The organism is Flindersiella endophytica, assembly GCF_054779015.1.
In genome coordinates, this window is record NZ_BAAGYY010000016.1 from 233,067 (window position 1) to 256,318 (window position 23,252).

At 68.3% G+C, this 23,252-nt stretch carries 29 protein-coding genes and 1 tRNA gene; 15 read left to right on the top strand and 15 right to left on the bottom strand.

Features of this window, described 5'->3' with window-relative positions; translation table 11 throughout:
• Window positions 1-74 precede the first annotated feature (74 nt).
• The 5 genes from ACYVF6_RS18365 to ACYVF6_RS18385 all read left to right on the top strand — a co-directional run bounded on the left by ACYVF6_RS18365 (window position 75) and on the right by ACYVF6_RS18385 (window position 5,937).
• On the top strand, window positions 75-1,112 hold the full coding sequence (locus ACYVF6_RS18365; RefSeq protein WP_460522802.1) for a Rossmann-fold NAD(P)-binding domain-containing protein: 1,038 nt from the start codon (window positions 75-77) through the stop codon (window positions 1,110-1,112).
• The gene (locus ACYVF6_RS18370) at window positions 1,109-1,534 is read left to right on the top strand and encodes a molybdenum cofactor biosynthesis protein MoaE (protein WP_460522804.1); all 426 of its coding nucleotides are present in this window, start codon (window positions 1,109-1,111) and stop codon (window positions 1,532-1,534) included. The genes ACYVF6_RS18365 and ACYVF6_RS18370 overlap by 4 nt, the downstream gene beginning before the upstream one ends.
• Window positions 1,535-1,621: 87 nt before the next feature.
• Window positions 1,622-2,677, top strand: coding sequence for a YlbL family protein (locus tag ACYVF6_RS18375; protein WP_460522806.1), 1,056 nt, complete (start codon window positions 1,622-1,624; stop codon window positions 2,675-2,677).
• A gap of 55 nt (window positions 2,678-2,732) precedes the next feature.
• On the top strand, window positions 2,733-5,693 hold the full coding sequence (locus ACYVF6_RS18380) for a UPF0182 family membrane protein (protein WP_460522808.1): 2,961 nt from the start codon (window positions 2,733-2,735) through the stop codon (window positions 5,691-5,693).
• A gap of 170 nt (window positions 5,694-5,863) precedes the next feature.
• Window positions 5,864-5,937 (top strand) — tRNA-Met (locus ACYVF6_RS18385).
• A gap of 178 nt (window positions 5,938-6,115) precedes the next feature.
• On the opposite strand, the gene ACYVF6_RS18390 is transcribed toward ACYVF6_RS18385, so the two are convergent.
• Window positions 6,116-6,967 carry a hypothetical protein gene (locus tag ACYVF6_RS18390; protein ID WP_460522810.1) on the bottom strand — a complete coding sequence of 284 codons (852 nt, stop codon included), beginning with the start codon at window positions 6,965-6,967 and terminating at the stop codon, window positions 6,116-6,118.
• Window positions 6,968-7,158: 191 nt separating this feature from the next.
• The gene (locus ACYVF6_RS18395) at window positions 7,159-7,551 is read right to left on the bottom strand and encodes a hypothetical protein (protein ID WP_460522812.1); all 393 of its coding nucleotides are present in this window, start codon (window positions 7,549-7,551) and stop codon (window positions 7,159-7,161) included.
• A 552-nt stretch (window positions 7,552-8,103) separates the two neighbouring features.
• Between ACYVF6_RS18395 and ACYVF6_RS18400 the strand changes: the two genes are divergently transcribed.
• Window positions 8,104-8,529, top strand: coding sequence for a pyridoxamine 5'-phosphate oxidase family protein (locus ACYVF6_RS18400; protein WP_460523107.1), 426 nt, complete (start codon window positions 8,104-8,106; stop codon window positions 8,527-8,529).
• Window positions 8,530-8,905: 376 nt separating this feature from the next.
• Here ACYVF6_RS18400 and ACYVF6_RS18405 read toward each other — a convergent pair whose 3' ends face one another.
• A complete protein-coding gene (locus tag ACYVF6_RS18405) occupies window positions 8,906-9,361 on the bottom strand; it encodes a hypothetical protein (RefSeq protein ID WP_460522814.1) in 456 nt (151 codons plus the stop codon).
• A gap of 271 nt (window positions 9,362-9,632) precedes the next feature.
• Here ACYVF6_RS18405 and ACYVF6_RS18410 point away from each other — a divergent pair, with 271 nt between their 5' ends.
• On the top strand, window positions 9,633-10,436 hold the full coding sequence (locus ACYVF6_RS18410) for a GNAT family N-acetyltransferase (protein ID WP_460522816.1): 804 nt from the start codon (window positions 9,633-9,635) through the stop codon (window positions 10,434-10,436).
• Window positions 10,437-10,469: 33 nt separating this feature from the next.
• On the opposite strand, the gene ACYVF6_RS18415 is transcribed toward ACYVF6_RS18410, so the two are convergent.
• Together ACYVF6_RS18415 and ACYVF6_RS18420 are read right to left on the bottom strand one after the other, a co-directional pair.
• The gene (locus ACYVF6_RS18415) at window positions 10,470-10,721 is read right to left on the bottom strand and encodes a hypothetical protein (RefSeq protein ID WP_460522818.1); all 252 of its coding nucleotides are present in this window, start codon (window positions 10,719-10,721) and stop codon (window positions 10,470-10,472) included.
• A gap of 41 nt (window positions 10,722-10,762) precedes the next feature.
• Window positions 10,763-11,113 carry a putative quinol monooxygenase gene (locus ACYVF6_RS18420; protein WP_460522820.1) on the bottom strand — a complete coding sequence of 117 codons (351 nt, stop codon included), beginning with the start codon at window positions 11,111-11,113 and terminating at the stop codon, window positions 10,763-10,765.
• Between the two features lie 53 nt (window positions 11,114-11,166).
• Here ACYVF6_RS18420 and ACYVF6_RS18425 point away from each other — a divergent pair, with 53 nt between their 5' ends.
• Entirely contained in the window at window positions 11,167-12,207 is a 1,041-nt protein-coding gene (locus ACYVF6_RS18425; protein WP_460522822.1) for a phosphotransferase, read from the top strand.
• A 7-nt stretch (window positions 12,208-12,214) separates the two neighbouring features.
• Complete coding sequence (locus ACYVF6_RS18430) at window positions 12,215-12,970, top strand: alpha/beta fold hydrolase (RefSeq protein WP_460522824.1); 756 nt, start codon at window positions 12,215-12,217, stop codon at window positions 12,968-12,970.
• 16 nt (window positions 12,971-12,986) lie between these two features.
• On the opposite strand, the gene ACYVF6_RS18435 is transcribed toward ACYVF6_RS18430, so the two are convergent.
• From ACYVF6_RS18435 to ACYVF6_RS18455, 5 genes are all read right to left on the bottom strand, one after another.
• Window positions 12,987-13,514: a hypothetical protein gene (locus tag ACYVF6_RS18435; protein WP_460522826.1), complete on the bottom strand. Its 528-nt coding sequence runs from the start codon at window positions 13,512-13,514 to the stop codon at window positions 12,987-12,989.
• Between the two features lie 265 nt (window positions 13,515-13,779).
• Entirely contained in the window at window positions 13,780-14,136 is a 357-nt protein-coding gene (locus ACYVF6_RS18440; protein ID WP_460522828.1) for a hypothetical protein, read from the bottom strand.
• Complete coding sequence (locus ACYVF6_RS18445) at window positions 14,133-14,468, bottom strand: helix-turn-helix transcriptional regulator (RefSeq protein ID WP_460522830.1); 336 nt, start codon at window positions 14,466-14,468, stop codon at window positions 14,133-14,135. The genes ACYVF6_RS18440 and ACYVF6_RS18445 overlap by 4 nt, the downstream gene beginning before the upstream one ends.
• 36 nt (window positions 14,469-14,504) lie before the next feature.
• A complete protein-coding gene (locus ACYVF6_RS18450) occupies window positions 14,505-14,951 on the bottom strand; it encodes a hypothetical protein (RefSeq protein ID WP_460523109.1) in 447 nt (148 codons plus the stop codon).
• Window positions 14,843-15,130 carry a hypothetical protein gene (locus tag ACYVF6_RS18455; protein WP_460522832.1) on the bottom strand — a complete coding sequence of 96 codons (288 nt, stop codon included), beginning with the start codon at window positions 15,128-15,130 and terminating at the stop codon, window positions 14,843-14,845. The genes ACYVF6_RS18450 and ACYVF6_RS18455 overlap by 109 nt, the downstream gene beginning before the upstream one ends.
• Window positions 15,131-15,471: 341 nt before the next feature.
• Between ACYVF6_RS18455 and ACYVF6_RS18460 the strand changes: the two genes are divergently transcribed.
• Window positions 15,472-15,966: a hypothetical protein gene (locus ACYVF6_RS18460; RefSeq protein ID WP_460522834.1), complete on the top strand. Its 495-nt coding sequence runs from the start codon at window positions 15,472-15,474 to the stop codon at window positions 15,964-15,966.
• 11 nt (window positions 15,967-15,977) lie between these two features.
• Here the strand turns inward: ACYVF6_RS18460 and ACYVF6_RS18465 are convergent, their stop codons facing one another.
• The gene (locus tag ACYVF6_RS18465; protein WP_460522836.1) at window positions 15,978-16,901 is read right to left on the bottom strand and encodes an RNA polymerase sigma-70 factor; all 924 of its coding nucleotides are present in this window, start codon (window positions 16,899-16,901) and stop codon (window positions 15,978-15,980) included.
• Window positions 16,902-17,061: 160 nt separating this feature from the next.
• Between ACYVF6_RS18465 and ACYVF6_RS18470 the strand changes: the two genes are divergently transcribed.
• On the top strand, window positions 17,062-17,433 hold the full coding sequence (locus tag ACYVF6_RS18470; RefSeq protein ID WP_460522838.1) for a hypothetical protein: 372 nt from the start codon (window positions 17,062-17,064) through the stop codon (window positions 17,431-17,433).
• Window positions 17,434-17,455: 22 nt separating this feature from the next.
• On the opposite strand, the gene ACYVF6_RS18475 is transcribed toward ACYVF6_RS18470, so the two are convergent.
• The 4 genes from ACYVF6_RS18475 to ACYVF6_RS18490 all read right to left on the bottom strand — a co-directional run bounded on the left by ACYVF6_RS18475 (window position 17,456) and on the right by ACYVF6_RS18490 (window position 20,293).
• The gene (locus tag ACYVF6_RS18475; protein WP_460522840.1) at window positions 17,456-17,788 is read right to left on the bottom strand and encodes a hypothetical protein; all 333 of its coding nucleotides are present in this window, start codon (window positions 17,786-17,788) and stop codon (window positions 17,456-17,458) included.
• Between the two features lies 1 nt (window position 17,789).
• Complete coding sequence (locus ACYVF6_RS18480) at window positions 17,790-18,533, bottom strand: VOC family protein (protein ID WP_460522842.1); 744 nt, start codon at window positions 18,531-18,533, stop codon at window positions 17,790-17,792.
• An 89-nt stretch (window positions 18,534-18,622) separates the two neighbouring features.
• Window positions 18,623-19,267 (bottom strand): GNAT family N-acetyltransferase, encoded by a 645-nt coding sequence (locus ACYVF6_RS18485; protein ID WP_460522844.1) that lies wholly within the window; start codon window positions 19,265-19,267, stop codon window positions 18,623-18,625.
• A gap of 72 nt (window positions 19,268-19,339) precedes the next feature.
• Window positions 19,340-20,293: a helix-turn-helix transcriptional regulator gene (locus tag ACYVF6_RS18490; RefSeq protein WP_460522846.1), complete on the bottom strand. Its 954-nt coding sequence runs from the start codon at window positions 20,291-20,293 to the stop codon at window positions 19,340-19,342.
• 110 nt (window positions 20,294-20,403) lie between these two features.
• Here ACYVF6_RS18490 and ACYVF6_RS18495 point away from each other — a divergent pair, with 110 nt between their 5' ends.
• The 4 genes from ACYVF6_RS18495 (at window position 20,404) to ACYVF6_RS18510 (ending at window position 23,178) form a co-directional block, all read left to right on the top strand.
• Window positions 20,404-20,808: a VOC family protein gene (locus ACYVF6_RS18495; protein ID WP_460522849.1), complete on the top strand. Its 405-nt coding sequence runs from the start codon at window positions 20,404-20,406 to the stop codon at window positions 20,806-20,808.
• Window positions 20,809-20,871: 63 nt separating this feature from the next.
• Window positions 20,872-21,414, top strand: coding sequence for a hypothetical protein (locus ACYVF6_RS18500; protein WP_460522851.1), 543 nt, complete (start codon window positions 20,872-20,874; stop codon window positions 21,412-21,414).
• A gap of 42 nt (window positions 21,415-21,456) precedes the next feature.
• Window positions 21,457-22,446 (top strand): adenosine deaminase family protein, encoded by a 990-nt coding sequence (locus tag ACYVF6_RS18505; protein WP_460522853.1) that lies wholly within the window; start codon window positions 21,457-21,459, stop codon window positions 22,444-22,446.
• 42 nt (window positions 22,447-22,488) lie between these two features.
• Window positions 22,489-23,178, top strand: a complete 690-nt coding sequence (locus tag ACYVF6_RS18510; protein WP_460522855.1) for a hypothetical protein — start codon at window positions 22,489-22,491, stop codon at window positions 23,176-23,178.
• Window positions 23,179-23,252 lie beyond the last annotated feature (74 nt).

The following is a 23,252-nucleotide window of genomic DNA, read 5'->3' on the forward strand; positions in this document are numbered from 1 at the left end:
GCGGGAGGCGCACACGATCCCGTCGTACGACCACGAAGTCGACAGGCTCCCGCCGTAAAGGCCTGGTCATAGCGGTGACCGGAGCCGCGACGGGGATCGGGCATGCCCTGGTGCAGGCGCTGGTGGAGCACGAAGAGGTCAAGCGGGTGATCGCGATCGACGAGCGACGGGGCGACATCGACGGCGCGGAGTGGCGGGTGCTCGACGTACGTGACCCCGCGATCGCACAGCGCATCGCCCGGTGCTCGGCCGTCGTCCATCTCGATCTCGACCTGATGCCCGACTCCGACGGCCGGCAGCGCAGCGCCCGCAACGTACGCGGCACCCAGACCGTGCTCACGGCCGCCGCGGCCAGCGGCGTGCCCAGGGTCGTGCTGTGCACGAGCGCGATGGTCTACGGCGCGCTCGCCGACAACCCCGTGCCCCTCGACGAGGATGCGCCGCTGCGTGCCCGGCCGGAGGGCGTGGTCGCCGACCTGCTCGAGATCGAGTGGCTCGCCCGCCGTGCGCCGAAGGCCCATCCTGGGCTCTCGGTCACCGTCGTACGCCCGGCGATGCTCGTCGGTCCAGGCGTCGACACGTTCCTGACCAGGCACTTCGAGGCCTCGCGCCTGCTAGTCATCCGTGGCAGCAAGCCGTCCTGGCAGTTCTGCCACGTCGACGACCTGGTGAGCGCGCTTACGTACGCCGCACTCGGCAAGGTCGAAGGCGCCGTGACCTGCGCCAGCGAGGGCCACCTCGACCAGGGCGAGGTCGAACGGCTGCTGGCGATCCCTCGCCTGGAGCTGCCGGAGTCGCTCGCGCTCGGAGCTGCCGAACGGCTGCACCGGCTCGGCCTGACGCCGGCACCGGCCAGCGACCTGGCCTATGTCTCGCATCCATGGGTGGTGCCCTCGGCCAGGCTGCGGGAGGCTGGCTGGGTGCCCGAGTACGACAACATCACCGCTGCCGAGGTGCTGGCCACCGAGGTCGCCGGGCGGCATGCCGCACTCGGCCGGCGGATCGGCAAGCGCGACGCCGCCACGCTCGGCGCGGCCGGCGCGACGGTCGCGCTGCTGGGTACGGCCGCGGTCGTACGCGCGCGGCGCAAGAGGCGAGGGAAGTCCACATGAGCGTGGTGAAACTCTGCGCGATCCGGGAGACCGCGCTGTCGATCGACGAGGTCTTCCGGGCCGTCGCCGATCCGGGCTCCGGCGGGATCGTGCTGTTCACCGGCGTCGTACGCGACAACGACGAGGACCGGTCGGTGGTCGAGCTGGGTTACTCCGCGCACCCCACCGCCGAACGAGAGCTGCGGGTCGTCGCGGAGGAGACCGCGGCCAAGCACCCGGACGTCCGCGCGATCGCGGCGACGCACCGCGTGGGTGACCTGGCGATCGGCGAGCTGGCGGTGGTCGTGGCGGTGTCCGCGCCGCACCGAGGCGAGGCGTTCGACGCGTGCCGCTATCTCATCGACGAGCTCAAGGCCAGGGTGCCGCTGTGGAAGCACCAGCGCTTCACCGAGGGCGATGCCTCCTGGGTCGGCGCCGAGTGATCGCACGCGTGGTCATTGTGCGTCGCGACTGAGCAGTGAGCCGAACACCGTTAGGGCGGCACAGGTGGACCCCGTAATCTGACCCGCATGTCTCGTCGTGTCGTCACGATCGCGCTGTCCGCTGTGCTGCTGGTGGCCTTGATCGCGGTCGCGTTCCTGATCCCTGTGCCGTTCGTCACGATGAGCCCTGGTCCGACCGAGGACACGCTCGGCAAGATCAAGGACAAGGAGATCGTCCAGATCACCGGCACCGAGACGTACCCGACCAAGGGCGAGCTGAGCCTCACCACGGTCGCCGTCACCAGCCCGGACCAGAAGCTCGACCTCCCCGGCGCGATCGCCGCCTGGCTCGATCCCAAGGTCGCGGTGATGCCGCGCAGCTACATCTACCCCGACAACGTGACGCCTCAGCAGGTCGAGCAGATCAACGCCGAGGCGATGGAGACGTCGCAGCAGGACGCGGTCGCCGCCGCGCTCGCCGAGGTACGGGGCAAGCCGATCCCGAAGGACGTCGTGGTCGTGCTCGCGATCGCGGAGAAGGCGCCCGCCCTGGGCAAGCTCGAGGCCGGCGACATCATCCGCAAGGTCGACGGCAAGCCCATGCACAACGAGCAGGACGTCGTGAACGCCGTGCGCAAGCACAAGATCGGCGACTCCGTGGCGTTCGAGGTCGAGCGCGACCGCAAGCCGGTCAAGGTGTCGGTCACGACCACCAAGTCGACCCAGGACCCGAAGGTCCCGATGGTCGGCATCACGCCCGGCATGGGCTACGACTTTCCGTACGACGTGACCGTCAACCTCGGGCAGGACATCGGCGGGCCCAGCGCGGGCACGATGTTCGCCCTGGCGATCGTTGACAAGCTGACCCCGGAGTCGCTCACCGCCGGCAAGCACATCGCGGGTACGGGAACTATCGACGCCGCCGGAAAGGTCGGACCGATCGGAGGCATCCAGCAGAAGATCGCCGGGGCCCAGCGCGACGGCGCCACGATCTTCCTGGTCCCGAACGACAACTGCGACGAGGCCGCGGCGGCGAAGGTCGGCGGTATCCGGCTGGTCCGGGTGAAGACCCTGGCCGACGCAGTCGACTCGCTGGAGGCGCTGTCTGACGGGAACGGCAAGGTTCCCAGTTGTAGCGGATAGGGTCAGGTTTCACGACTTGACCAAAGCTTGACCTGAGTAGGAGTGAGGGGACCAGGTGAGCAGCTTCTCGGCTCCGCGCGACCCGTTCCGGAGGGGGTTGCGCGGCAACTCGCGCGCGCGAGCCCTCGTACCCACGATCGTCGTCTTCGTCGCACTCGTCGTGGTCTGGGCCATCTTCACCAACTTCTGGACCGAACGGCTTTGGTACCAGTCGGTCAGCTTCTCGTCGGTGTTCTCCACGACGTTGCTGACCCGGATCGGCTTGTTCGTCGTGTTCGGAGTGGTGATGGCCGGCGCTGTGCTGGCCAGCCTGTGGGTGGCCTACGCCGTACGCCCGCGATATCGCGCGATGTCCAGCGAGCAGCAGGCCCTCGACCGCTACCGCGACGCGATCGACCCGCACCACAAGCTGATCGCCGGCATCATCGTCGGCGTGCTCGGCATCATCGCCGGGTGGAGCGCTTCCGGCCGCTGGTCGTCGTACCTGCAGTGGCGCAACGCCGTGCCGTTCGGCACGAAGGACCCGCAGTTCGGCAAGGATCCGTCGTTCTATCTGTTCGGCTACCCGTGGTACCGCTTCCTGATCGGCTACGGCTTCGCGATCGTCGTGCTGGCCCTGGTGGTCGCGCTGATCGCGCACTACCTCTACGGCGGCATCCGGCTGCAGACCCAGGGACAGAAGGCGTCGGCGGCCGCGCAGGCGCACGTGTCGGTACTGCTCGGGCTGTTCGTGCTGCTGAAGGCCGTGGCGTACTGGTTCGACCGGTACGGCCTGGCGCTCGGCGGCCACCTGATCTCGCGGCAGGAGTTCACCGGCGTCACGTACACCGACGCGCACGCGGTCCTACCGGCCAAGACGATCCTCACGTTCATCGCGTTGATCTGTGCCGTGCTGTTCTTCCTCAACGTCGTGCGCCGGACCTGGCTGCTGCCGGGGCTCGGCGTCGGGCTGTTGCTGCTGTCGGCCGTGCTGCTGGGCTGGGCCTGGCCGGCTGTCGTCCAGCAGGCGCAGGTCAAGCCGAACGAGCCCGACCTGGAGAACGCCTACATCCAGCGCAACATCAACGCGACCCGGTTCGCCTACGGCATCGGGGGCACGAAGGTGACGCCGTACGCAGCGAAGACCACGGCGACCGAGGAACAGGTCAACCAGGACACCGAGACGCTCCCAGGCATCCGGCTGATCGACCCGGCGGTGGTCGGGCGCACGTTCGACCAACTCCAGCAGGTGCGTGGCTTCTACACCTTCGCCAACCCGCTCGACGTCGACCGCTACAAGGTCGACGACGAAACGCGGGACGCCGTGGTCGCGGTGCGCGAGCTCAGCCTGGCCGGCGTGCCCGCGGACCAGCGCAACTGGAACAACGACCACACGGTGTTCACGCATGGTTACGGCATGGTGGCGTCGTACGGCAACGAATACACCTCCGAGGGCAGCCCGCGATGGTTGGAGGGAGGGATCCCGCCCAGTGGGAACCTGCCGAAGTTCGAACCGCGGGTCTACTTCGGCGAGCAGTCGCCGTCGTACTCCATCGTCGGCGCGGCGAAGGGTGCCAAGTCGATCGAGCTCGACGTTCCCGGCGGTGACAGCGGTGCGAACTCCACGACGACCTACAACGGCAAGGGCGGCGTGCCGATGGGTTCGTTCTTCAACCAAATGCTGTACGCGACGAAGTTCTCCGACCTCAACATCCTGCTGTCCGGCAGGGTCAACAACTCGTCGAAGGTCTTGTACGACCGGCACCCGCGCGAGCGGGTGCAGAAGGTCGCGCCGTGGTTGTCGCTCGACTCCAACCCTTACCCGGCGGTCGTCGACGGCCGGGTCAAGTGGATCATCGACGGCTACACGATGTCCGAGAACTACCCTCTGTCGCAGCGGCTCGACCTGCAGGACGCGACGTCCGACTCACTGGAACGGGCACCAGCGATCGCGGGGCAGCCGAGCGTCGAGGTCAACTACGTACGCAACTCCGTGAAGGCGGTCGTCGACGCGTACGACGGCGACGTCGACCTCTACGCCTGGGACACCAAAGACCCGGTCCTGAAGACGTGGCAGAAGGCCTTTCCCGGCACGATCAAGCCGAAGCCCACGGACGGGGAGCTGCTCGAACACCTGCGGTACCCCGAAGACCTGATGAAGCTGCAACGGGAGATCCTGGCGCAGTACCACGTGACCAACGCGCGGACGTTCTACGAAGGCTCCGAGCGCTGGCGGATCCCGCCGGACCCGACCCGCGGGCAGTCGCGCAAGCAGCCGGCGTACTACCTGTCCGTGCGGATGCCGGACCAGGACCAGCCGGTGTTCTCGCTGACATCCAGCTACATCTACTTCAACCGGCAGAACATGGCCGCCTTCGTGGCGGTCAACGCGGACGCGCGGTCGAAGGAGTACGGCCAGATCCGGATCTTGCAGCTCAACGACAAGACACAGATCGACGGGCCGAACCAGGTTTCCAACAAGCTGAAATCCGACGGCGACGTGTCCGAGGCGCTGCTGCCGTTGCAGCGGGCGGGGAACGAAGCGACGTACGGCAACCTGCTGACGCTGCCGATCGGCGGTGGTCTGCTGTATGTGCAGCCTGTGTACGTCCAGGCCAGCCAGGGCACGACGTATCCCTTGCTGCGGCTGGTGCTGGCGTCGTCCGGCGGCAAGATCGGCGTCGGCACAACGCTCGAGGAGGCCTTGAACGAGGTCTACCAGAGCGACCTCGAGACAGGCGACGACCAACCCCCACCCGACCAGGGCGACGATCAGCCACCGGACAAGGGGGAGCCGGCCCAGGCCGTGGCGAAGTGGCTCGCCGAGGCGAACCAGGCCTTCGACCGGGCTGAGGTCGAGCTGAAGAAGGGCAACCTGGCGGGCTACCAGGACTGGAACAAGAAGGCGCAGGATGCCGTTGCGCAGGCGCTGAAGGCCCAGCAGCAGGCCGATGCGGCGGGGGACAAGTCCACGCCGAAGCCGACCAAGACACCGACGACACCGACTCCCACGCCGACGGCGGAGCCGAACTCGTAGGGCGTTGTATGGCTGTGGCGCTTACTGTGCCGGGGTCTGGCAGGGCAGCGGTTGCCCTTGCCGGACCCCGGTTCCGTTTGCCCCGATGCGCGTACCTATGGGCAGGCGATCGCGCTAACCCGACCCCGATTTGCGTCGTGTGGACCGACCCCGTAGTCTTATCTCCGCGACGCGGGGTGGAGCAGTTCGGTAGCTCGCCGGGCTCATAACCCGGAGGTCGCGGGTTCGAATCCCGCCCCCGCTACTGGGGCCCAGCTAGATGGGCAACCGCGTTGCACTGGGAGCCGTCCTTCGGGGCGGCTCCCATGCTTTACCCATGCTTTTGATTGCGTCTCTTGTCAGGCCGTACCTGCGATGTCGGGTGCGGCCTGGTTGCTGTCCGCTGTCACGGAGTCACGTTCGCGGCGTTGTCGTGTGGAGACTTATGAGAGCGCTTTGAGCGCACGTCCTACGTGGGCAAGTGCTTCGTCTGGGCTCCAGCGGGCAAGTTCGGGCCACGAGTACGTGGCTCGGAGGACCTCGAGGACCCGGACGCCGATGAGATAGCCGATGCGGTCGGGTATGCCGTCTGGTTCCTGGCGAAGGGTGAAGTAACGTGCCTCGGCTTCCGGGTTCTCGGCATGCGCGAGGGCTCGAAGGGCCTGAGCGACCTGCCGGAGCTGGGGTTCACAGTCGGCCAGCCATTGTTCGTACCCGGGTTCGAACCACAGGTGCTCAGCAAGGACGTGTTCGGGAAAAGATTCGGCAGTGAGCTGTGTGGCGAATCCTTCGGCGAACAGCAGGAGTCCGAGGCGCTGGTCGTTTAGCCAGGCTGTCGCGTCGATGCCGAGTTGGCAGGCGTGGGCCATTTCGTGCGTTACAAGAAGCCGCGCGAAGTCGGCGCTTTGGATCTGTTCGACGGCCACGAGGAGCGAAGGTCTGCCGTCGAGTTGGCTCACCCACGCATTCGACCTGGCGAGGCCGACGACACTTACACACGCTATGTCGAGGTCTCTCATGTCGAGGAGTTGTGGCACGAGGTCGCCAGCTTCACAGATCCAGTCGTGGACGAGTGTGCCGTTGCTTGTGATGCGGTCGATCAAGGGTGGGTACTTCTGGAGTGCGGGCCGCGGGTCGGGGACTGGCCCGCCGTCACGCGTCGCGTCGTTGACGACATCGGGGTACTGCCGGACGTACGCATTCCAAAGGTGGACCTGCTCATCCAGAGGCTTCGTTGCCGCCATCGCCCAGAACTCAAGGAACGCGGGTACAAGATCACGCACGATGACTGCCATAGCCAGCATCATGGCACGGCTGCCGGACCGTGGTCGGCCCTTGCTTGTCGATCTGCTCCGCACGGGTGGCGGCCAGGTGGCCGTCATGTCTCTGGGTGGTGCGTGCGTGGGTCGATGGCGTCGAGTACGCGGGCGGCGTCGCGGGCGACCTTCGTACGTCCGAGGTAGTGGCGTTGGGTTGGATGCGGGTGTTACGGAATCACGCGCTTCCACGGGGCTATCACCATCAGAACCCCGATGGCAAACAGTCCTGCGGCCGCGATGAAGAGCCACCCAGCAGAGCCTAGGTTTGCTGTGGCTTCGGCTGACGTGAACGGGTAGGGCTCAGGGTCCGCGTACAGGATGGGAGTGTCGCTGCACACAAGCGGCATGCCGTTCCGCTCGTCGATGGCCAAGGCCGTAGACAGGTCGCTGGGGCACCAGTCTCCGGGAACGCCGAACTGAACGTCATAGTCCGGAACAGCTGCTTTGTCGTTCACTTGATCGTCGGTCAAGAAGAACGACAGGAGCGTAAGTAGCGCCCCGATGACCATCACCCAGCCTGGAAGGGTGATCGGCGCGAACAGTCTCCTGGTCCGCTTCATCTGCAATCACGGCAAGACGACATGCACTCTCCCGCCGACGCACCTGAAGTTCGGTCCTGCGGCGCGCAGCCAAAACCGGGAACGACTTCGACCAGATCTGCGCCATCCTCGAGGCCATCGCCGACCCAGACGCGCTGGCCGCGATCGACGACATGGACGTCGCCCAAGTCGAGCGACTGTTCGTCCGCCGGCAACGGCACATGGGCGTGAGCGTGGGGGAACTCTGACGCTCCTCGCCCTCATCGAGGAGCACGAACCCGCCTTCGCCTACGACTGGCGTACCCGATTCGGCCAATCGTTGCAGGGGATCGAGGATGGTGCGATGTCGTGGCGGGAGCCTGGCAGCTGACCCAGCAGTTGCTCCTCGATACCTCCAGTAGGGTCTTCGCCGCTGTCGCGGGCTGTCCGCAGGCATCCCCACCGACTCTCGCCGTACCCGCGGCCACGTGACCGCGGGCATCGCATCGGCAGAGCCACCAAGCCCCCGCCGGAGATCAAGCGAGCGTTGGTTCGTCGAGGGCATTGTTAGCTAGCCTGTCGGCTATGCGCCCGATGACTCAAGAGGAACGAGAGGCCTTCCTCACAGAACCGTATGTGGGAGTCCTGAGCGTGACGGCCGAACCGGAACGCGCGCCGCTGACCACCCCGATCTGGTATGAGTACCAGCCGGGCGGGCTGGTCAAGGTGATCACGCCTTCCAGTCGCAAGGTCCGGCTCATCGAAGCGGCAGGCCGGTTCGCGTTGTGCGTGCAGGTGGCCGTTGTTGACGACTACCGCTACGTGTCAGTGGAGGGTCCGGTGACCGAGATCAGGCCGGCCTCGAAGCAGGAGGGCTACGACATGGCCGTACGTTACATGGGACCGGATCGTGCCACGGCCTATGTGAACGCGGCAGACAAGACCGCGCCCGGCAACGTCGCGATCCACATGCGGCCGGAACGGTGGAATACCTTCGACTTCAGGGTGATTGTCGTCTAGCAGTCAACCGTGAACCGGTCCGGCCGTGCTTCGGGCGTTCGGCCTCGTCGAGCAGCGAGGTGGACATGTCGGCGGGTACCGGCTGCTGCCGCCCCGGAATCGGGTCTGCGGACGTCTCGCGCACATCGACCATCGCTCCCGCAGTCACTCCGTTCACCGATCCGTGGGACTACTACTGTCTCCCGTCGGAGGTTGGACAGTACAAGCAATGGCGGGATGTGACTTACAGATGCCAGTACGTCGGTGGCGACGGACCGTACTGGGTCGCCCTGTCCTAGCTACGGCTACGGCCTGGGTCGGCGACCGCACTCAGGCGTAACGCACGTCGGGCCTGCCCGACCCGCCTAGCACCCCACCCTCATTCGTTCCTGGCTCATCAGTCATGGAAGGAAGGGTCGAAGGACAGAATCAACACCCAACAGCCGAAGATCAGAGCCAGAACCGCGCAGAAGATCGTCATGCTGCCGGGTAAGACGTCTCGGTTGACCGGACGGCTCTGGGTGATCAGCAGCATCTGGACGGCGGCGATCGTTGCTGAGGTGACCGACGCCCCAAGCTGTGGCCAGAGGATTCCGACGTGATGTAGGCCAGTCATGACGAATGCGAAATGCAAGATCGCACCGACGATCAGTGTGACCGGCGTTATCGGATGAAGCCCTTGGGGCAACGGGAAATGGGCGGCAGAAGGATCAGGGGTCGGGCGGGCAACGGCGGGAGGAAAGAATCGGGGGTCTCTCGCGAAGGAGATGAGCACGCCGAGGAGCACCGTCACGACTTGGACGCCGGCGACAATGGCCAACCTGCCAACGAAAGAATCGAGAAGCCCGGCCACAGCCGACAGCCTAGCTAGGTCGGGGCGGACCCTGACCCGGTCGAGACGGCAACACGCGCGCCAACGCGTGTGGCCGCACAGGCACGCCTAGAAACCTGTCGCCACCACCGCTTGTACGGGAGGCTCGCCTTTCTGGTGATCGGCGATCGCGCTCGCCCTTGGCAGAGTGTTACCGACTTTGGCGATACGTTTACAGGACAGAGGTTGTCCGGAACGTCGTGACAGGCTGAGCCTGGATGGGATCTGTACTGAACGGACGGAGATGATGTCCATGTCGACGGGCACGGTCCGGTTCACGACCAGGGAGCTGTCGAAGCGCACCTGGGCAGACTTCGAGCGGTTCTTCTCGCAGGTCCACGGCTGCGCCTGCGCGCTCTATCTCTTCGGCCGGCATGGGTCGCCGGTGGCGCGTACGGCCAAGGAGCGCGAGGAGTTGCTGGGCGCGGCGCCTGACCGGTCCCGGAAGTACTTTCCGCATCAGGAATGGTCCCGAGCGCAGGGGATGAAGGCGGTCAAAGAGCTGGTGTGGAACGGGCAGGCCCACGGCATCCTCGTCTACGCGCGGGACGAGCCGGTCGGGTGGTGCAACTTCGGCCGGGTCGAGGAGCTGCCGCTCGCCCGTACGAACCGGGCGCCTGAACGGATGCTGGCCCGGCTGTCCACCTCGCAGTGGCGGATCACCTGCCTGACAACGCGGATGGACCATCGTCGCCAGGGCGTCGCGAGCACGGCGCTGGCGGCGGCGGTGGAGGCGATCCGTAAGCGTGGCGGCGGCTGGATCGAAGCTCTTCCGATCGCCGAGCCGCACCACGACTCGCAGCTGCGGAAACTCCGGCGCGCTCATGGCAGACGCTCGCCAGAGGTCAAGGAACACCTGGAGTCCTGGCCCGTCCGCGACGTTCCCGGCGTGGGGCGGGTAAGGGCGAGCACGTGCAGTTCGAAGACGTTGGACCACCGCGGCTGCATGTCCATGTTCGAACGCCTCGGATTCGAACCAGTCAAGCGGGACGAGTTGCAGAGCTCGAACGACTGGTGGGCGCCCTACGACCTCGTCGTGATGCGCCTGAAGGTGTGAGTCTGCCGTGTCGCGTTGCTGGATGGCATCGAGTCACGCCGACCAGGGGATCTCGTAGTACGTGACCGACGATGAGATGCTGATGAGGTGCCGCCGTCCGCGTAGTGGACCGTTCCACAGTGCGTCGAGGTCGACCGCGTGGCTCTCGTTGAGCACAATCGGCCAGTGCTGGTCCGGGTCGAGTTCGTTGTGTCGCGGGTCTGTGGCCTGCGACCATTCGGCGTGAAGCGGAATCCATCCCTGCCGGGGAACGGTGTACGACAGTTTCGGTTGCGGCAGGGTCAACAGCGTCCGACCCGGCGGACATCGGCGGGCGGCGCTACTTGTCAGCTGCTGCCCGCTGGTTGGAGATCGGGGTAGGTGGTGACGCCCGGGGTGGAGCGGGCCCAGGCGTGAAGCTCGGGGCCGATCGGCCCGTAGAGTTCGGCGCTGACCAGTTCAGCGTGTTGGGGCACTTCTGCCAGCAACGGTTCGGCGCGTTCGTTGTGGGCGAGGGCGGCAGCGGTGTCGGCGTACTCCTCCAGCACGATGTAGCGGCCCTCGCCGGCTGGGAACCAGCGGAACGTACGCGTGCCCGGCTCGGCTTTCGCCTGCTCCTGCAGCGCGAACGCGATCCGCTCGAACCCGGCCCGGCCACCGTCATGGGCCGTGAAGCATGCACGCACGAAGATCGTCATCCCACCATCCGATCACATTGCCCGCTCCCATGTTTTTGGGTCAGGCTTCATTCGTGGGTCTGCTGGGTCCGGCGTACGGTCATGAGGTCCTCCGCAGCCGCGATCATCGCGAGTCCCTCCGGCCAATCGGGTTGCGTGCGGACCGGGTGCTGTCCGGCCAGGTGGATCGGGAGGTCCGGCGCGAAAACCCGTCGCGGACCGAGGTGGGGTGTGGCAGGGTCGCCGTTGTGGAGGCGGAGCAGCTTGTTGCGGAGTTGAACGACAGCGCCGGAACCGGCCTGCGGCTCGAAGGCGTGGCCGCGCATGGCGAGGTCAGCGGAGCCGCGTACGTACGCTGGCCGGACGGCCGCCCGGGCGTTGTCACCACGTCGCCGTCAGCGGTGGGTTTCCTCGAGTTCGTCGGCGACGTGCTCAATCTGGCCCGTTCCCGTGGCGCGCTCGTTCCCCGGTACGACGTGGTCACGGAGCTGGCCGGCTCGTCCGTCATCGTTCAGGAACGGATGCCCGGATCGCCTGTGGAGCAGGTCGATCACGAGACGATCGACGCGATCGTAGCCGCCTGCGAGAGCTTCGCCGGGCTGTTGTTCGACCGGCCGGAGGTTTCCGCGCCGGAGCTGTTCCTGCAGGGAAGTGGCGACGACTTCTGCCTGCACGAGACGCTGGAGACGTACGACGCGCGGAGCCGGAAGCTCCTGGGCTGGATCCGCGAAGTCGGCCGTACAGCCCCTGCGACCCTGCCCGGAGACGACCTGGTGCACTGGGATCTCGTACCCGGGAACATCCTGATGGACGACGGCGCGGTCACCGGAATCGTCGACTGGGACGGCATCGGGCGTGGACACCGCGGGTTCTCGTTGGTGAAACTGCGCTTCAGCCTCGAACGCGGCCAGGCGCTCCGCCCTGCCGGATATCCAGAGGTCGCCGCGGGCGCCATCGGCCGGCTGGACGAGTGGCTTCGGAACGTCATGGAGCCCGACGTCTTCCGGCTCTGCTGGGCCCACTGGAGTCTCAGCATGATCGACTGGGCGATCCGCCACAACCCACGTGCGGACGTCGACGTCTATCTCGAGTTGGCCGCGGCGCGTCTCGGGTGAGCCGGCGATGACGTGGTACGGCCCGGACGGGCGGCGGATCTACTACGAGAGCACGGGTCTTGGTGAGCCGGTCCTGATGCTGCCCGGCTGGGGAGGCAGCATCGTCGACCTCGATCGGCTGCGGCACCAGCTCGGTCAGGGGTTCCGGCTGATCGCTGCCGACCTGCCTGGTTCGGGACGGTCCGAGCCGCAGCCGCGCGACTACGCCGCGAGCTTCTACGCAGACGATGCCCGCACGTTCCTGGGTCTGCTGGACGACCTCGGCGTGAGCTCGGCGCACCTGGTCGGGTTCAGCGACGGTGGGGAGACGGCCCTGCTGATGGCGGCGCTCGAACCCAGCCGGGCGCTGTCGGTGGTCACCTGGGGAGCCGCCGGTCAAGTCGTACCTGCCCCGGGCAGTCTGGATGCGCTCGAGCGGCTACTGGACGAACCGAGCGAGTTCTTCCTCCCGCTGGCCGCCTACCTCGTGGAGGCCTACGGTGTGGAGCATGCCCGCGCGATGGCGGCGAGCTGGTCCCGCGCCCTCCGCGCGATCGCGGACGCGGGTGGAGACATCAGCCGGTCCCGGGCCGGGCGGATCTCCTGCCCTGCCTTGCTGATGACCGGTACATACGATCCGTTCTGCCCTCCGGAGCTGGTGCGTGAGCTGGCCGAGGCCATACCCGGCGGCCGTTTCCTCGAGGTGCCGGGAGGCCATGACCTGCACACCTCCGACCTCCGCGTTGTGGCCACGGCGATCGCCGGCTGGTTGAGCGAGCACTGACGGCCGATCGGTCGGATCAGGGGTCGGCGATGGCTGTGGCGAGCCAGACGATGACGATGCCGGTCACGGCGTAGACGACGCCGAGGACCGTCAACATGGTGGTGCCATTGTCCGAGACGGACGGCCAGACGAAGAACGGGATCGCGATCAGGATCGCCCAGGTGGGGATGCCGATCGGCCAGTACGACGTGATGATGACCATGCGGCAGATCCCCGCGCAGACAAAGATGACGACAGCGCCGGCGGCGACCACGCTCACCAGGCTCCAGGTGCTGAGGTTGGAGCGGAACGTGTTGACGCGCTGCACGATGGCCAGCACTCCGAACGACGACGTGTCCGAGCTGTCCTTGTCCTGGCCCGGCTTCGCGGTCTTCGACGGCGCTGGACTGGACGGCCGGGTGGTCGGCGAGGTGGGCGACCCCGACGTGGTCGCGCTGACGGTGTCCGTCGGAGTTGGCTGTGGGCCGCGCAGCGTCGTCCAGTCGTTGATGGCTCCGGGCAGGGCGATGAGCAGCGTGAGGATCGCCACGACCAAGGATGCCACGGCCACCCACTGCCCCGTCCGATGCGCGGAAGGCCGGGGTGAGAAGCCGCCTGGACCGATCTGCTCAGCCGGTCGGTCTGGATCGGACACAGGAATTGTCTAGCACAGCCTGCCGCTCAGGTGGGCTGAGGAGCCGGGGTCCAAGCCCGTTCAACGTCGAGCGATGAGTTCGCGGGGTGTGGAACGCGAGCGCGGTGCCTCGCCGCGCGAGACGTTGGAGCGGCTACGCCAGGGCCCGGACTCGCCACGTTGGCAACGCAGGCGGCTACCTGAGCAGGAGCCCGATGCCGGCGAGCAGCGCGAGACCCATGGCGATGGCGACGAGGCGTACCCAGCCCGGCCGGCGGTCGCCGTGGACCAGGTGCAGGAACGTTCCGAGAACTCCGATCGGCGGCATGGCCCTCCTCGAGTGTCGTGTGTTGGGTACTGCGAGCACGGCGGGTGTACGAAGGGCGGGCACGCTGCGGCACGCGCCGATCCCGACCGCCAGCGGCGACAGGCCGACTTCGGCGGCGCCGTCGATGTCGGCGAGCCACTGCTCCTCATACCGTGCGCGCCGCCGCGGGTCGCGAATCAGGCTTACGGCGATGCGGACCAGCCGGATCGCCAGCTGGCGTCTCACTGCGCCGCCAGCGGTTTGGTGGCCGGCGAAGCGCGCGACGGCCGCCGTTCGGCGAGGGTGCGGGCGGCTTCGGTGGCGCCTTGGGCGGTGAGCCGGTACAGCCGCCGACGCGCTCCGCGGCGTACCGTCTCGTCCTCCCACTCCGACGTCAGCCAGCCGGCCCGCTCCAGCCGGTCGAGAATGGGGTAGACGCTGCCGGTGGGACGTCCGGTGCGCTTGACGATCTCCAGCCCCCACACGCCCCCAGCGCCGTCGCCGTCACCGGCTGCCCAGGTGAGCAGCACCTCCAGCACATCGAGGGTGGCTCCCGTGATCCGGGTGAGTGGATGCATGCCACCTAGGCTACATATGTAGAGATAGCCTTGCAACTAGGCGAGCTTGGACTCGCCGAGCCGTAAGTACGTCTGGAAGGCCGCCTCGGTGCCCCAGCGCAGGCTCGAGTACAGCATGTTCAGCGTCTGGTGCGCCCAGTACCGTCGCAGGGTCTGCGGGTCGAGACGGTCGGCGAGCACCTGCTCCACACGGTCGACCGCGGCCGCTGCGTCCGGACGGGCCCGGCCCGGCCCGGGCGCGCTGGCGGCGTCGAAGCTCAACGTGTGAAGGAGCTTGACGAGTGCGAAGTACCGGTCGCCGCGCACGATGCCGTAGTTCCAGTCGATGACGCCCGTGATTGTGCGGTCGGCGGAGAAGAGGACGTTCGGCACCGTCAGGTCCACGTGTACGAGATCGTCGCCGGCCGGGTCTGGGCCCGGATCGGCAGCCGTACGACGGATCGCGTCCAGCAGCCGGCGGGCGCGCGGGCTGTGCGCCGAGATCTGGCCGGACTCGATCCGGTCTTCCGTCCGATCGAGGCGAACGCCGTCGTCACCACGGACTCACGCCCGTCCGGCCAGCGTACGTAGGCCGCGCCGGACTGCCCCTGCTCGATCAGGCCGGTCAACACGAGCTCGCAGCCTGCCCGATCGTTCAGCGCACGTACGACCTCCCGGCTCATTCGAGCCAACGTAGACCATGGCAGGGCAGTGCGCATGGGGCCGCCACCGAGCAGTGACGGCCCCACGCTTGCAGGGGCATACCGGACGGTGAGCGCGACCTTTGCGGTGACCAGTGTGGGTCGCGGGGCGACCGTGCTCACGCCAGTTACGCCGGTGGTGAGCACCGCACCTGCCGCGCCCCCTACCACTCACCACCGTCGACGTGCCTGGCCCATCCCCGGCACGCCTTCGACACAGAAGCATGGTGGCCGGCGGAGGGCGGTCCAAGGGACGTTCCACCTTCGACGTTGGGGGCTTTTGGCCCTGAACGCACCGATCCGCCGGGCATTGGATGAGACCGATGCCGCCTTCGATGGTCTCCGCCGGCCGCCCCGACGACAGGCCGTTCGGCCCACCGGCGTGGGAGATCCCCGGGCTGGTTCCGGCCGAGCGGATCGTCACGGGTTCGGACGACATCGTGGTGACGGTCGGGCCGGTACGCGTCTACTCCACGGGGCTCCTGCTCGCGTTCCACGTGCTGTTCCGCCCCGACGGGGAGTACGACGCCGACGCGTTCCAGGACGATCTGTTGGAGTTGCTCGAAGGCGTGCGCCCGTCCGGAGCGGACCAGCTCGTCCTGCGGGCGCGGAGCAACAGGTCCGAGGTGTGCCTCGACCTGCTCCACGGCAGGAGCCGTGACTCCGAGTGGAGCCTGACGTACTGGCTACACCCGGCGCCCGCGGGCGACCTGAAGGTGCTCGCCGGCTGGCCGCGCCGGCAGGTACCCGAAGGCGAGGCCACGCTGACGGGCGAGGAGCTGCGCGCCGCCGGGGCGGCCGTACGCCGGCTGGGCTGAGCTCTTTCGACTCACTCCGGGTCGCGGCGGGCGTCGAACGCCTCGCGCTTCAGGGCCCACGCGTCCGCCACCGGGCCGAGGTGGCGGAGCTTGTCGGGGTTGATCACCGAGCGGATCATCTGGATCTGGCCGTCGAGGATGTCGAGCGTCCAGGCGAGAATCACCTTGCCGTCGCGGTCGCGGAGGATGGCGCCGGGCTGGCGGTTGACCTCGGCCGCCTCCATCCGGGTGTCGAGCTGGACGAGCATGGGGAACGCCGCTGAGAGGACGCGGGCCACCTTGTCGGCGCCGGCGACCGTCTTGGCGAGGTTCGGGGCCTTGCCGCCGCCGTCACCGACCAGTTGGACGTCGGCGGCGAGGAGCTCGCGCAGGCCGTCGACGTCGCCTTCGCGGAGCGCGTCGAAGAACCGCTCCGCCAGCTGGTCCCGCGCCTCGCGGTCCGCCTCGAACCGAGGGCGGCCCTCGTCCATGTGCCGCCGCGCCCGTGCCGCCAGCTGCCGGCACGCCGCCTCCGAACGTCCGACCGCCGCCGCGATCTCCGGGAAGCCGAACCCGAACACCTCACGCAGGACGAACACCGCCCGCTCGAGCGGGCTGAGCCGCTCCAGCAGTACGAGCGCCGCCATCGACACCGTGTCGGCCAGCTCCGCGGACCGCTCCGGGTCGTCGTACGGGTCGGTGACCAGTGGCTCCGGCAGCCACTCGCCGACGTACTCCTCCCGGCGTACCCGCGCCGACCGCAGCACGTCGATCGAGATCCGGGTGACCACGGCCGACAGGAACGCCTTCACCGACTTGGGCTGGGTCGTGGAGCCCTCGTAGCGCAGCCAGGTCTCCTGTACGGCGTCCTCGGCCTCGCTCACGCTGCCGAGAATGCGATAGGCGATCGCGAACAGCAGCGGCCGCAGCTCCTCGAACTCCTCGGTCTTGCTCACGCCCAGCCCTTCGCTGCCCGATTCCGCCACTTGTCCTTGACACCCGAGACGAGACAGCCCGGCCGGGTGTGACATGGACAGTCTCCCTGGTGGGCCTGCTCGGGACCGGTCCCGGGCAGCGGTTCGTAGTGTTCCGAGCGGCCGACGGTGAGGGGACGACATGGGACTGTTGGACAGGCTGCGAACACGGCGGCGCGCCTCGTCGGTGCGGCCGGTCGCCGTCATCCCGGAGGAGCACCGGCCGGCGGAGGGCTCGTCATCCGCGCACGGCCTGCGTACCTGCGACGTCTGCGGTGAGCGCTGGATCTCCTACTTCGGCGAGCTGATGGACTCCGGCCGGCTCGACAGGATGGCCGCCCGGGCCGACTGCCGGGTGTATGCGAGCTGGGAGCAGACGCTGGGCCTGACCTGCGCCGGCTGCGGGCGGAGCAGATGCCGGCAGCATCTCGGGCAGACCCTGCGTACGGGCGGGGTGCCGCAGCCGTCGGACTATCGCTGCGCGCACTGCGCCAGCCCGATGGACGTCGCCTGAGCCGACCCGGCCGGCGGGGTGGTCAGTCGCCGATGAACCAGAGGTGGCTGCCGGGCGTACTCGCGCAACGGCGCAGCATCTCGGCCAGCTCGGCGACAGCGGCGACCTGCTGCTCGGACTCGCACAGGTCCAGCACGCTCTGGCAGTGGGGGAACGCGGCCTCGGCGACCTGCTCGTTGATCACCGTGTCGCTGTACGGGTCGATCAGCTTGAGGCGGTGAGAGGGGTCGAGTTTGGCGAGTACGGCGGCCAGCGCGGAGCCGTTCTCGTACGCGCCGTGGATGAGCGTCTCCCGGGACGCCTTCCACTTGCTCGTGGCCGGCCGCGTCGAATGCAGCTCGATCTCGATGCCCACGTCAGAGGCAGAACGGGTGGCTGGCGGGATCGGCGTAGATCTTGGTGTCGGCGAGGTCGGGCAGGCGGATCGCGCCGAGGCGTTCGGCTCGGGCCTGGGCCGGCTCGACGCCGTCGGTGAAGCGCCAGTCGACGTGGAGCTGGGCTGGGTACGCCGGGTCCGGCCAGCGGGCCGCCACGAACGCGGCGTGCTGGAACGCGAGGTCCGGGAACTCGCCGCCGCCGAGGGACAGGACGACGCGCTCGGGCGTGTCCGTCGTACGTTCGCCGGCTCCGAGCAGGCCGGCGTAGAACGTCGCCAGCGCACGCGGGCTGAAGCAGTCGAACACCAGGCGGGCGATCGCGATGCCGTCGCCGGCGGCAGCATCGCGATAGAGGCAGAACGGGTGGCCGGCCGGATCGGCGTACGTACGGAAGTCGCCCTTGTCCTGCAGGAGCTTCGCGCCCAGCCGCTCGGCCAGCGCGCCAGCTGCGTCGAGGTCGGTGGTGGCGAGGTCGAGGTGGAGCTGCTGGGGGTACTCCGGGTCGGGCCAGCGCGGCGGCCGCAGGTCGGACCAGCCGTCGCCGTCGAGTGCGAGCCGGAGGTTGCTCTCGTCGTGCTCGGCGACCTGCAGCCAGTCCTCCCGGACGATCCGCAGGCCGAGCAGCTCACCGTAGAAGCCGGCGAGCACCTGTCGCCCCTCTTTTCCGTCCAGCGTCTCGGGCGCGCTGACCGTGATGATCATCCGCTTGAGTGCATCCGCCATCGCTTCGTGCCTTTCTCCGGGCCGTTCCTCGCCTGAGTGGTCGGTGATTACTTTCCCAGTCGATGAGGACATCCTGTGTCCACTTCGCGCTACGGCTTGATCGCGGTGAGCGCGGCGACGTCGAACAGCTGGGTCACGCCGAGACTTCTGGCGAGCTGCCGGGACGGATCGTTCGCGGCGAGGTGGCTGTAGAACGCGACCCGCCCGCCGCCGGTGACGGCCGCGGCCCAGGCCTGGGACACCCGCCGGGCGTACCCGCGGCGCAGTTGGGCGGGATCGGTGTGGACCCAGAGCTCCGCGCACTCGTCATTGGAGCGGGCGGAGGTGGCCCACGCGACCGCCTGCCCGGAAACGACGGCGGCGAACGACTCCGGCCCGCGGCGGACGACCTCGGCCTGGCCGGCGCACTCGGTGGCGGTGGGCGGCGGCTGGGCGAAGTAGTACGTCGAGAAGCGCTGGAGCCGCAGGCCGTGCGTAGCGGCGAAGTCGTCGGCGACATCACTGCCGTCGAAGAACGCGCGCGGATCGACGCAGCGGATCTGCTCGCGCAGGCCGGCGCCGGCGGTGCGGCTGAACGTCAGCTCGTAGTACGAATGGAAGCGGGTGAGCGCGCAGTCCGGTATCGCGTCCGGGTCGTCGCCGGGGCAGCGGACCAGCCAGCCGCCGGCGTCGAGCTGCTTGCACTCCAGGCGCAGCTGCATCAGCCAGAGGTCGCGCGGATCCGGAGTGTCCATGGGAATGAGATAGCACCGTACGGCACCCCGCGAAACCGAATATCGCGAGCGGCTCAGCAGGCGCGCCGGGTCTCAGCGCTCGGTGGTGCCGTAGCGGTCGGTGAGCTCTGTGCCGATCCGGGCTAGCTCGGCCGCTACCGAGGCGGGCTCGACCACCTCCAGATGCGCTCCCCAGCCGGCCAGGTGTTGCGCGATCATCAGCGGCGTCGGCGCCGCCACCCGGACCCGCGCCCGGCCGTCGTTCTCGGTGCCGATGACCTCGCAGTGCCGCCCGTACTGGCCGCGCAGGACGTGGACGTACCGCTCGTCCACCAGCACGGTCGCCGACAGCAGGGAGCGCCGCTGCTCCATCTCCTCCACGACCTGCTGCCAGGCCTCGGCCAGCTCGAAGTCGTCCGGCCGGTCGGCTGCCTGGTCCGTCACCGACGCCGACACGATCCGGTCGATCCGGAACGTGCGCCGCCCCCGCTCCGTGCCGGCCAGGAGGTACCACACGTCGTCCTTGTCGATCAGTCCCCACGGATCGACGAGCCGCTGCGACGGTTCGGCACGCCGGCCGGCGTAGGTCAGGTGCACCTTCTGCCGGCGTACGGTCGCGTCCTGCAGGACGTCGACCAGCTCGGGCCGCGGCTTGACCGCCTCGCCCCAGCGCGCCGGGTCGATGACGACCGCGGACGCGGCGGCCTGGGCGTCGGCGCGGAACGTCGCGGGCAGCGCGCGGACCAGCTTGCGCAACGCCGACCGCACCGCCGGCGAGACCGAAGCGGCCGGGCCGGCCAGCAGGAACAGCGCCTGCGCCTCCGAGGCGGTGAGGCCGGACAGGTCGATACGCGCGCCGCCCACCAGCGACCAGCCGCCACCCCGTCCGGGCTGCGGATAGACCGGTACACCCGCAGCCGACAGCGCCTCGAGGTCGCGCCGCGCGGTGGCGACGGAGATCTCGAGCTCGCCCGCCAGCTCGGCGGCGGTCACGCGGCCACGGGCCTGCATCAGCAGCAGGACGGCCACCAGTCGATCGGCTCGCACAATTTTCGAGTCTGCCAGAAAAAGCGCTCATTTGGTGAGCACTTTAGGACGGAGGATGGAGTCAACGACAGCCAAACGAACGTGAAACAAGCACACAGGGAGAAACGAACATGCTGCGTGGACTGGCCACTCTCGTCTTCTGGGCCGACGACCTCGACGCCGCCAAGGCCTGGTACACCGAACTGCTCGGAATCGAGCCCTACTACCGCTTCCCGGACGAAGGTCCCGCCGCGTACATCGAGTTCCGGCTCGGCGACTCCCAGGACGAGTTCGGCTTCATCGACCGCAAGTACGCACCCGCGGACGCGCCGACGCAGCCGGGCGGCGCGATTCTCCACTGGCACGTCGATGACGTGGACGCCGCGTTCGAGCGGCTACTGTCGATGGGCGCGAAGGAGTACCAGCCGCTCACCAGGCGTGGGGCCGGCTTCGACACGGCCGCGGTGGTCGACCCGTTCGGGAACGTCCTCGGTATCATGTACAACCCGCACTACTTGGAAATCCTCGGCGGCTGAGACAGTGCCGCCCTGCCGCGATTGGGAGCCGCTCACCGCAGCGCGCTCCCAATGCTGCTGTTTATGGACACAACCACCACTCCGTGCTCGGTCACCCACGTCTTCCACTACCTCCGGCCCGAGGCCGATCCGCGTAGCCTCGACAGCATCCTCAGCCGCGGCCTGCTGCCGCTCAGCGCGATGCCGGAGCATCCGCAGTACGACGAACAGCTCGGCGCGAACCCGGATCGCTTCACGCAGCGCTATGCCGAGCTGGCCGAGCCGGTGCTGCGCAAGGCGTACCACAACAGCGGCGTCTTCTTCACCACGATCGACTTCCGCCGCCTGCCCGGATCGCCGCTCGAGAACGGCATTCGCATCGCGTTGCCGATGGACCGCCTCGACCCGGACTGGACCGTCGTCACCGACCAACTCGGCGACGACCGCCGGTGCCTGCCGTTCCACGCCGGCTCCCTGACCGCGGTCGCGAAGGTGTGGACGGCCGAGCAGATCGAACGTTGGCTGGGTGCTCATCCGCGCGGCTACTTCTTCCACGTGCCGCAGATCATCACGTTCCAACCCGGCGGCGTGCCGATCACCGAATCCGACGTGGAGAAAGGTGACTAGCCGTAGAGTTTCATGGTGAATGCTCCGAATCCCCTTGCGGGCTTGCCGAAAGCCGATCTTCACGTCCATCAGGAAGCTGCCCGGTATCTCGATCTGATCCTCGCCGAACGAGAAGGCCGGGAGCCCTACGACTGGGCGGCCTGGCGCCGCCAGCTCGCCGCCGACGTCCCGCCGGGCCGGGAACGCCTGCGGTGGATCGGCTCGGTCCAGCCCGTGCCGATCACACTCGACGCCGACGAGGAGTTGTTCGTGGCGCGGTTCGCGGCGCTGATGCGCGACCACGCCGCGGCCGGCGCCTCGTACGTCGAGATTCGCTGCGGTGGTGAAGTCGTCACGCGTGACGGCTTCATGTCGCTGTTTCGGCAAGCGGAGCAGCAGGTTCGCGCCGACTACCCAAGCCTGCACGCCGAGGCGCTGGCGATCGTGATCGGCGCGGCGGAGGATCCGGAGCGCGCGGACGCCTATGTCGACGGCTGTGTCAGAGCAGCCGGCGAAGGGCTCGCGGGCGTCGACTTCCTCTACGCGCCCTACGCCGACGAAGCCGACTGGACGCCGATGTACCGGCTGGCCGGCAGGCTCGCCGAAGCCGGCTTGGGAATCACGGCCCATGCCGGCGAGGTGTCGACTGCGAACATCGCCGCCGCCGCGCGGATGCCGGGTCTGACCAGGATCGGGCACGGCATCCACGCAGCGGCGGATCCGGAACTACTGCAGCTGCTGGCCGACCGGGCTGTGACCCTGGAGTGCGCCCTTACGTGCAACGAGTTCTTCGGTGTGCTGCCGGAGATCGACGGGCATCCGCTGCCGCGCCTGGTCGAGGCCGGCGTGGCGGTCACGCTGGCCACGGACAACCCCGTCCAGCTCAGCACGACGATCGAGCAGGAGTACGCCCTGGCAGCCGACCTCGGAATGAGCGCGGACCAGCTCGCCGGCTTCACCCACAACGCGATCCGCGCGGCGTTCACCACCGACGAACGCAAGGCCGCGTTGCTGGCGGAGCTGACCCAGCCGGGGCAGAGCCGGCTCGGCTGAATTCGGTCGACGCCCGCGGGCGACCCGGCGTACGGTCGCGGGATGCCGCCACTCCCGCCGAACGCCGCCGAGCTCGAGGTGCTCGCGGGCGTCGCCTGGCCGGCCGTCAACCACCGGGGTGCGCGGGCGCGGCTGCAAGCGCACGGGTGGGCCAAGTGCGGCGAGGGTGACTGGGCGAACGTCTTCCGCTCGCCATCGGCGACGTACGCCGCACGCGTCAGCGCGTTCGAGCCGTCGTACGCATGGTTCGTGGAGCTGTGCCGCCGCGTCGGCGGCAACCCGTACTTCCCGCGAGTCGACTTCGTGACCGAGCTCGAGGGCGGCGGGCAGCTCGCGATCCTCGAGCACCTCACGCCGATCACCGAGGTGGACGAGCACGCGTTCCTCGAACGCTGGCGGGACGACGCCGACCCGGACCCGCACCTGCGCGCGGCCCGGAAGGCGACCGAGGTGCTGGACGCCGAGTGCCGCGCCAACGTGCCGTTCTGGATGGGCATCGACATCGGTGAGAACGTGATGCGGTCCGCCGACGGGCAGATCAAGCTCGTCGACCTGCTGGGTGTCGGCGGCGGGGAGCTCACGGACCTGCTGTGCGCCGACTACGACGAACTGCTGCGCATCCTGCCGCGGGAACGGTTCAAATACCTCCTCGAGATTCCGCACTTCTCCCGCGACTACGCGGCCCAGCAGCGGCGTGACGTGGAGGCGGTACTCGCGGCGCACGGATGGTGACAAAACGTCCGTACTGGTTCAGCGAATGTTCGATTTCTGGAGTCTTGCGGACAGCTGCGAACAAGGCGAAATCC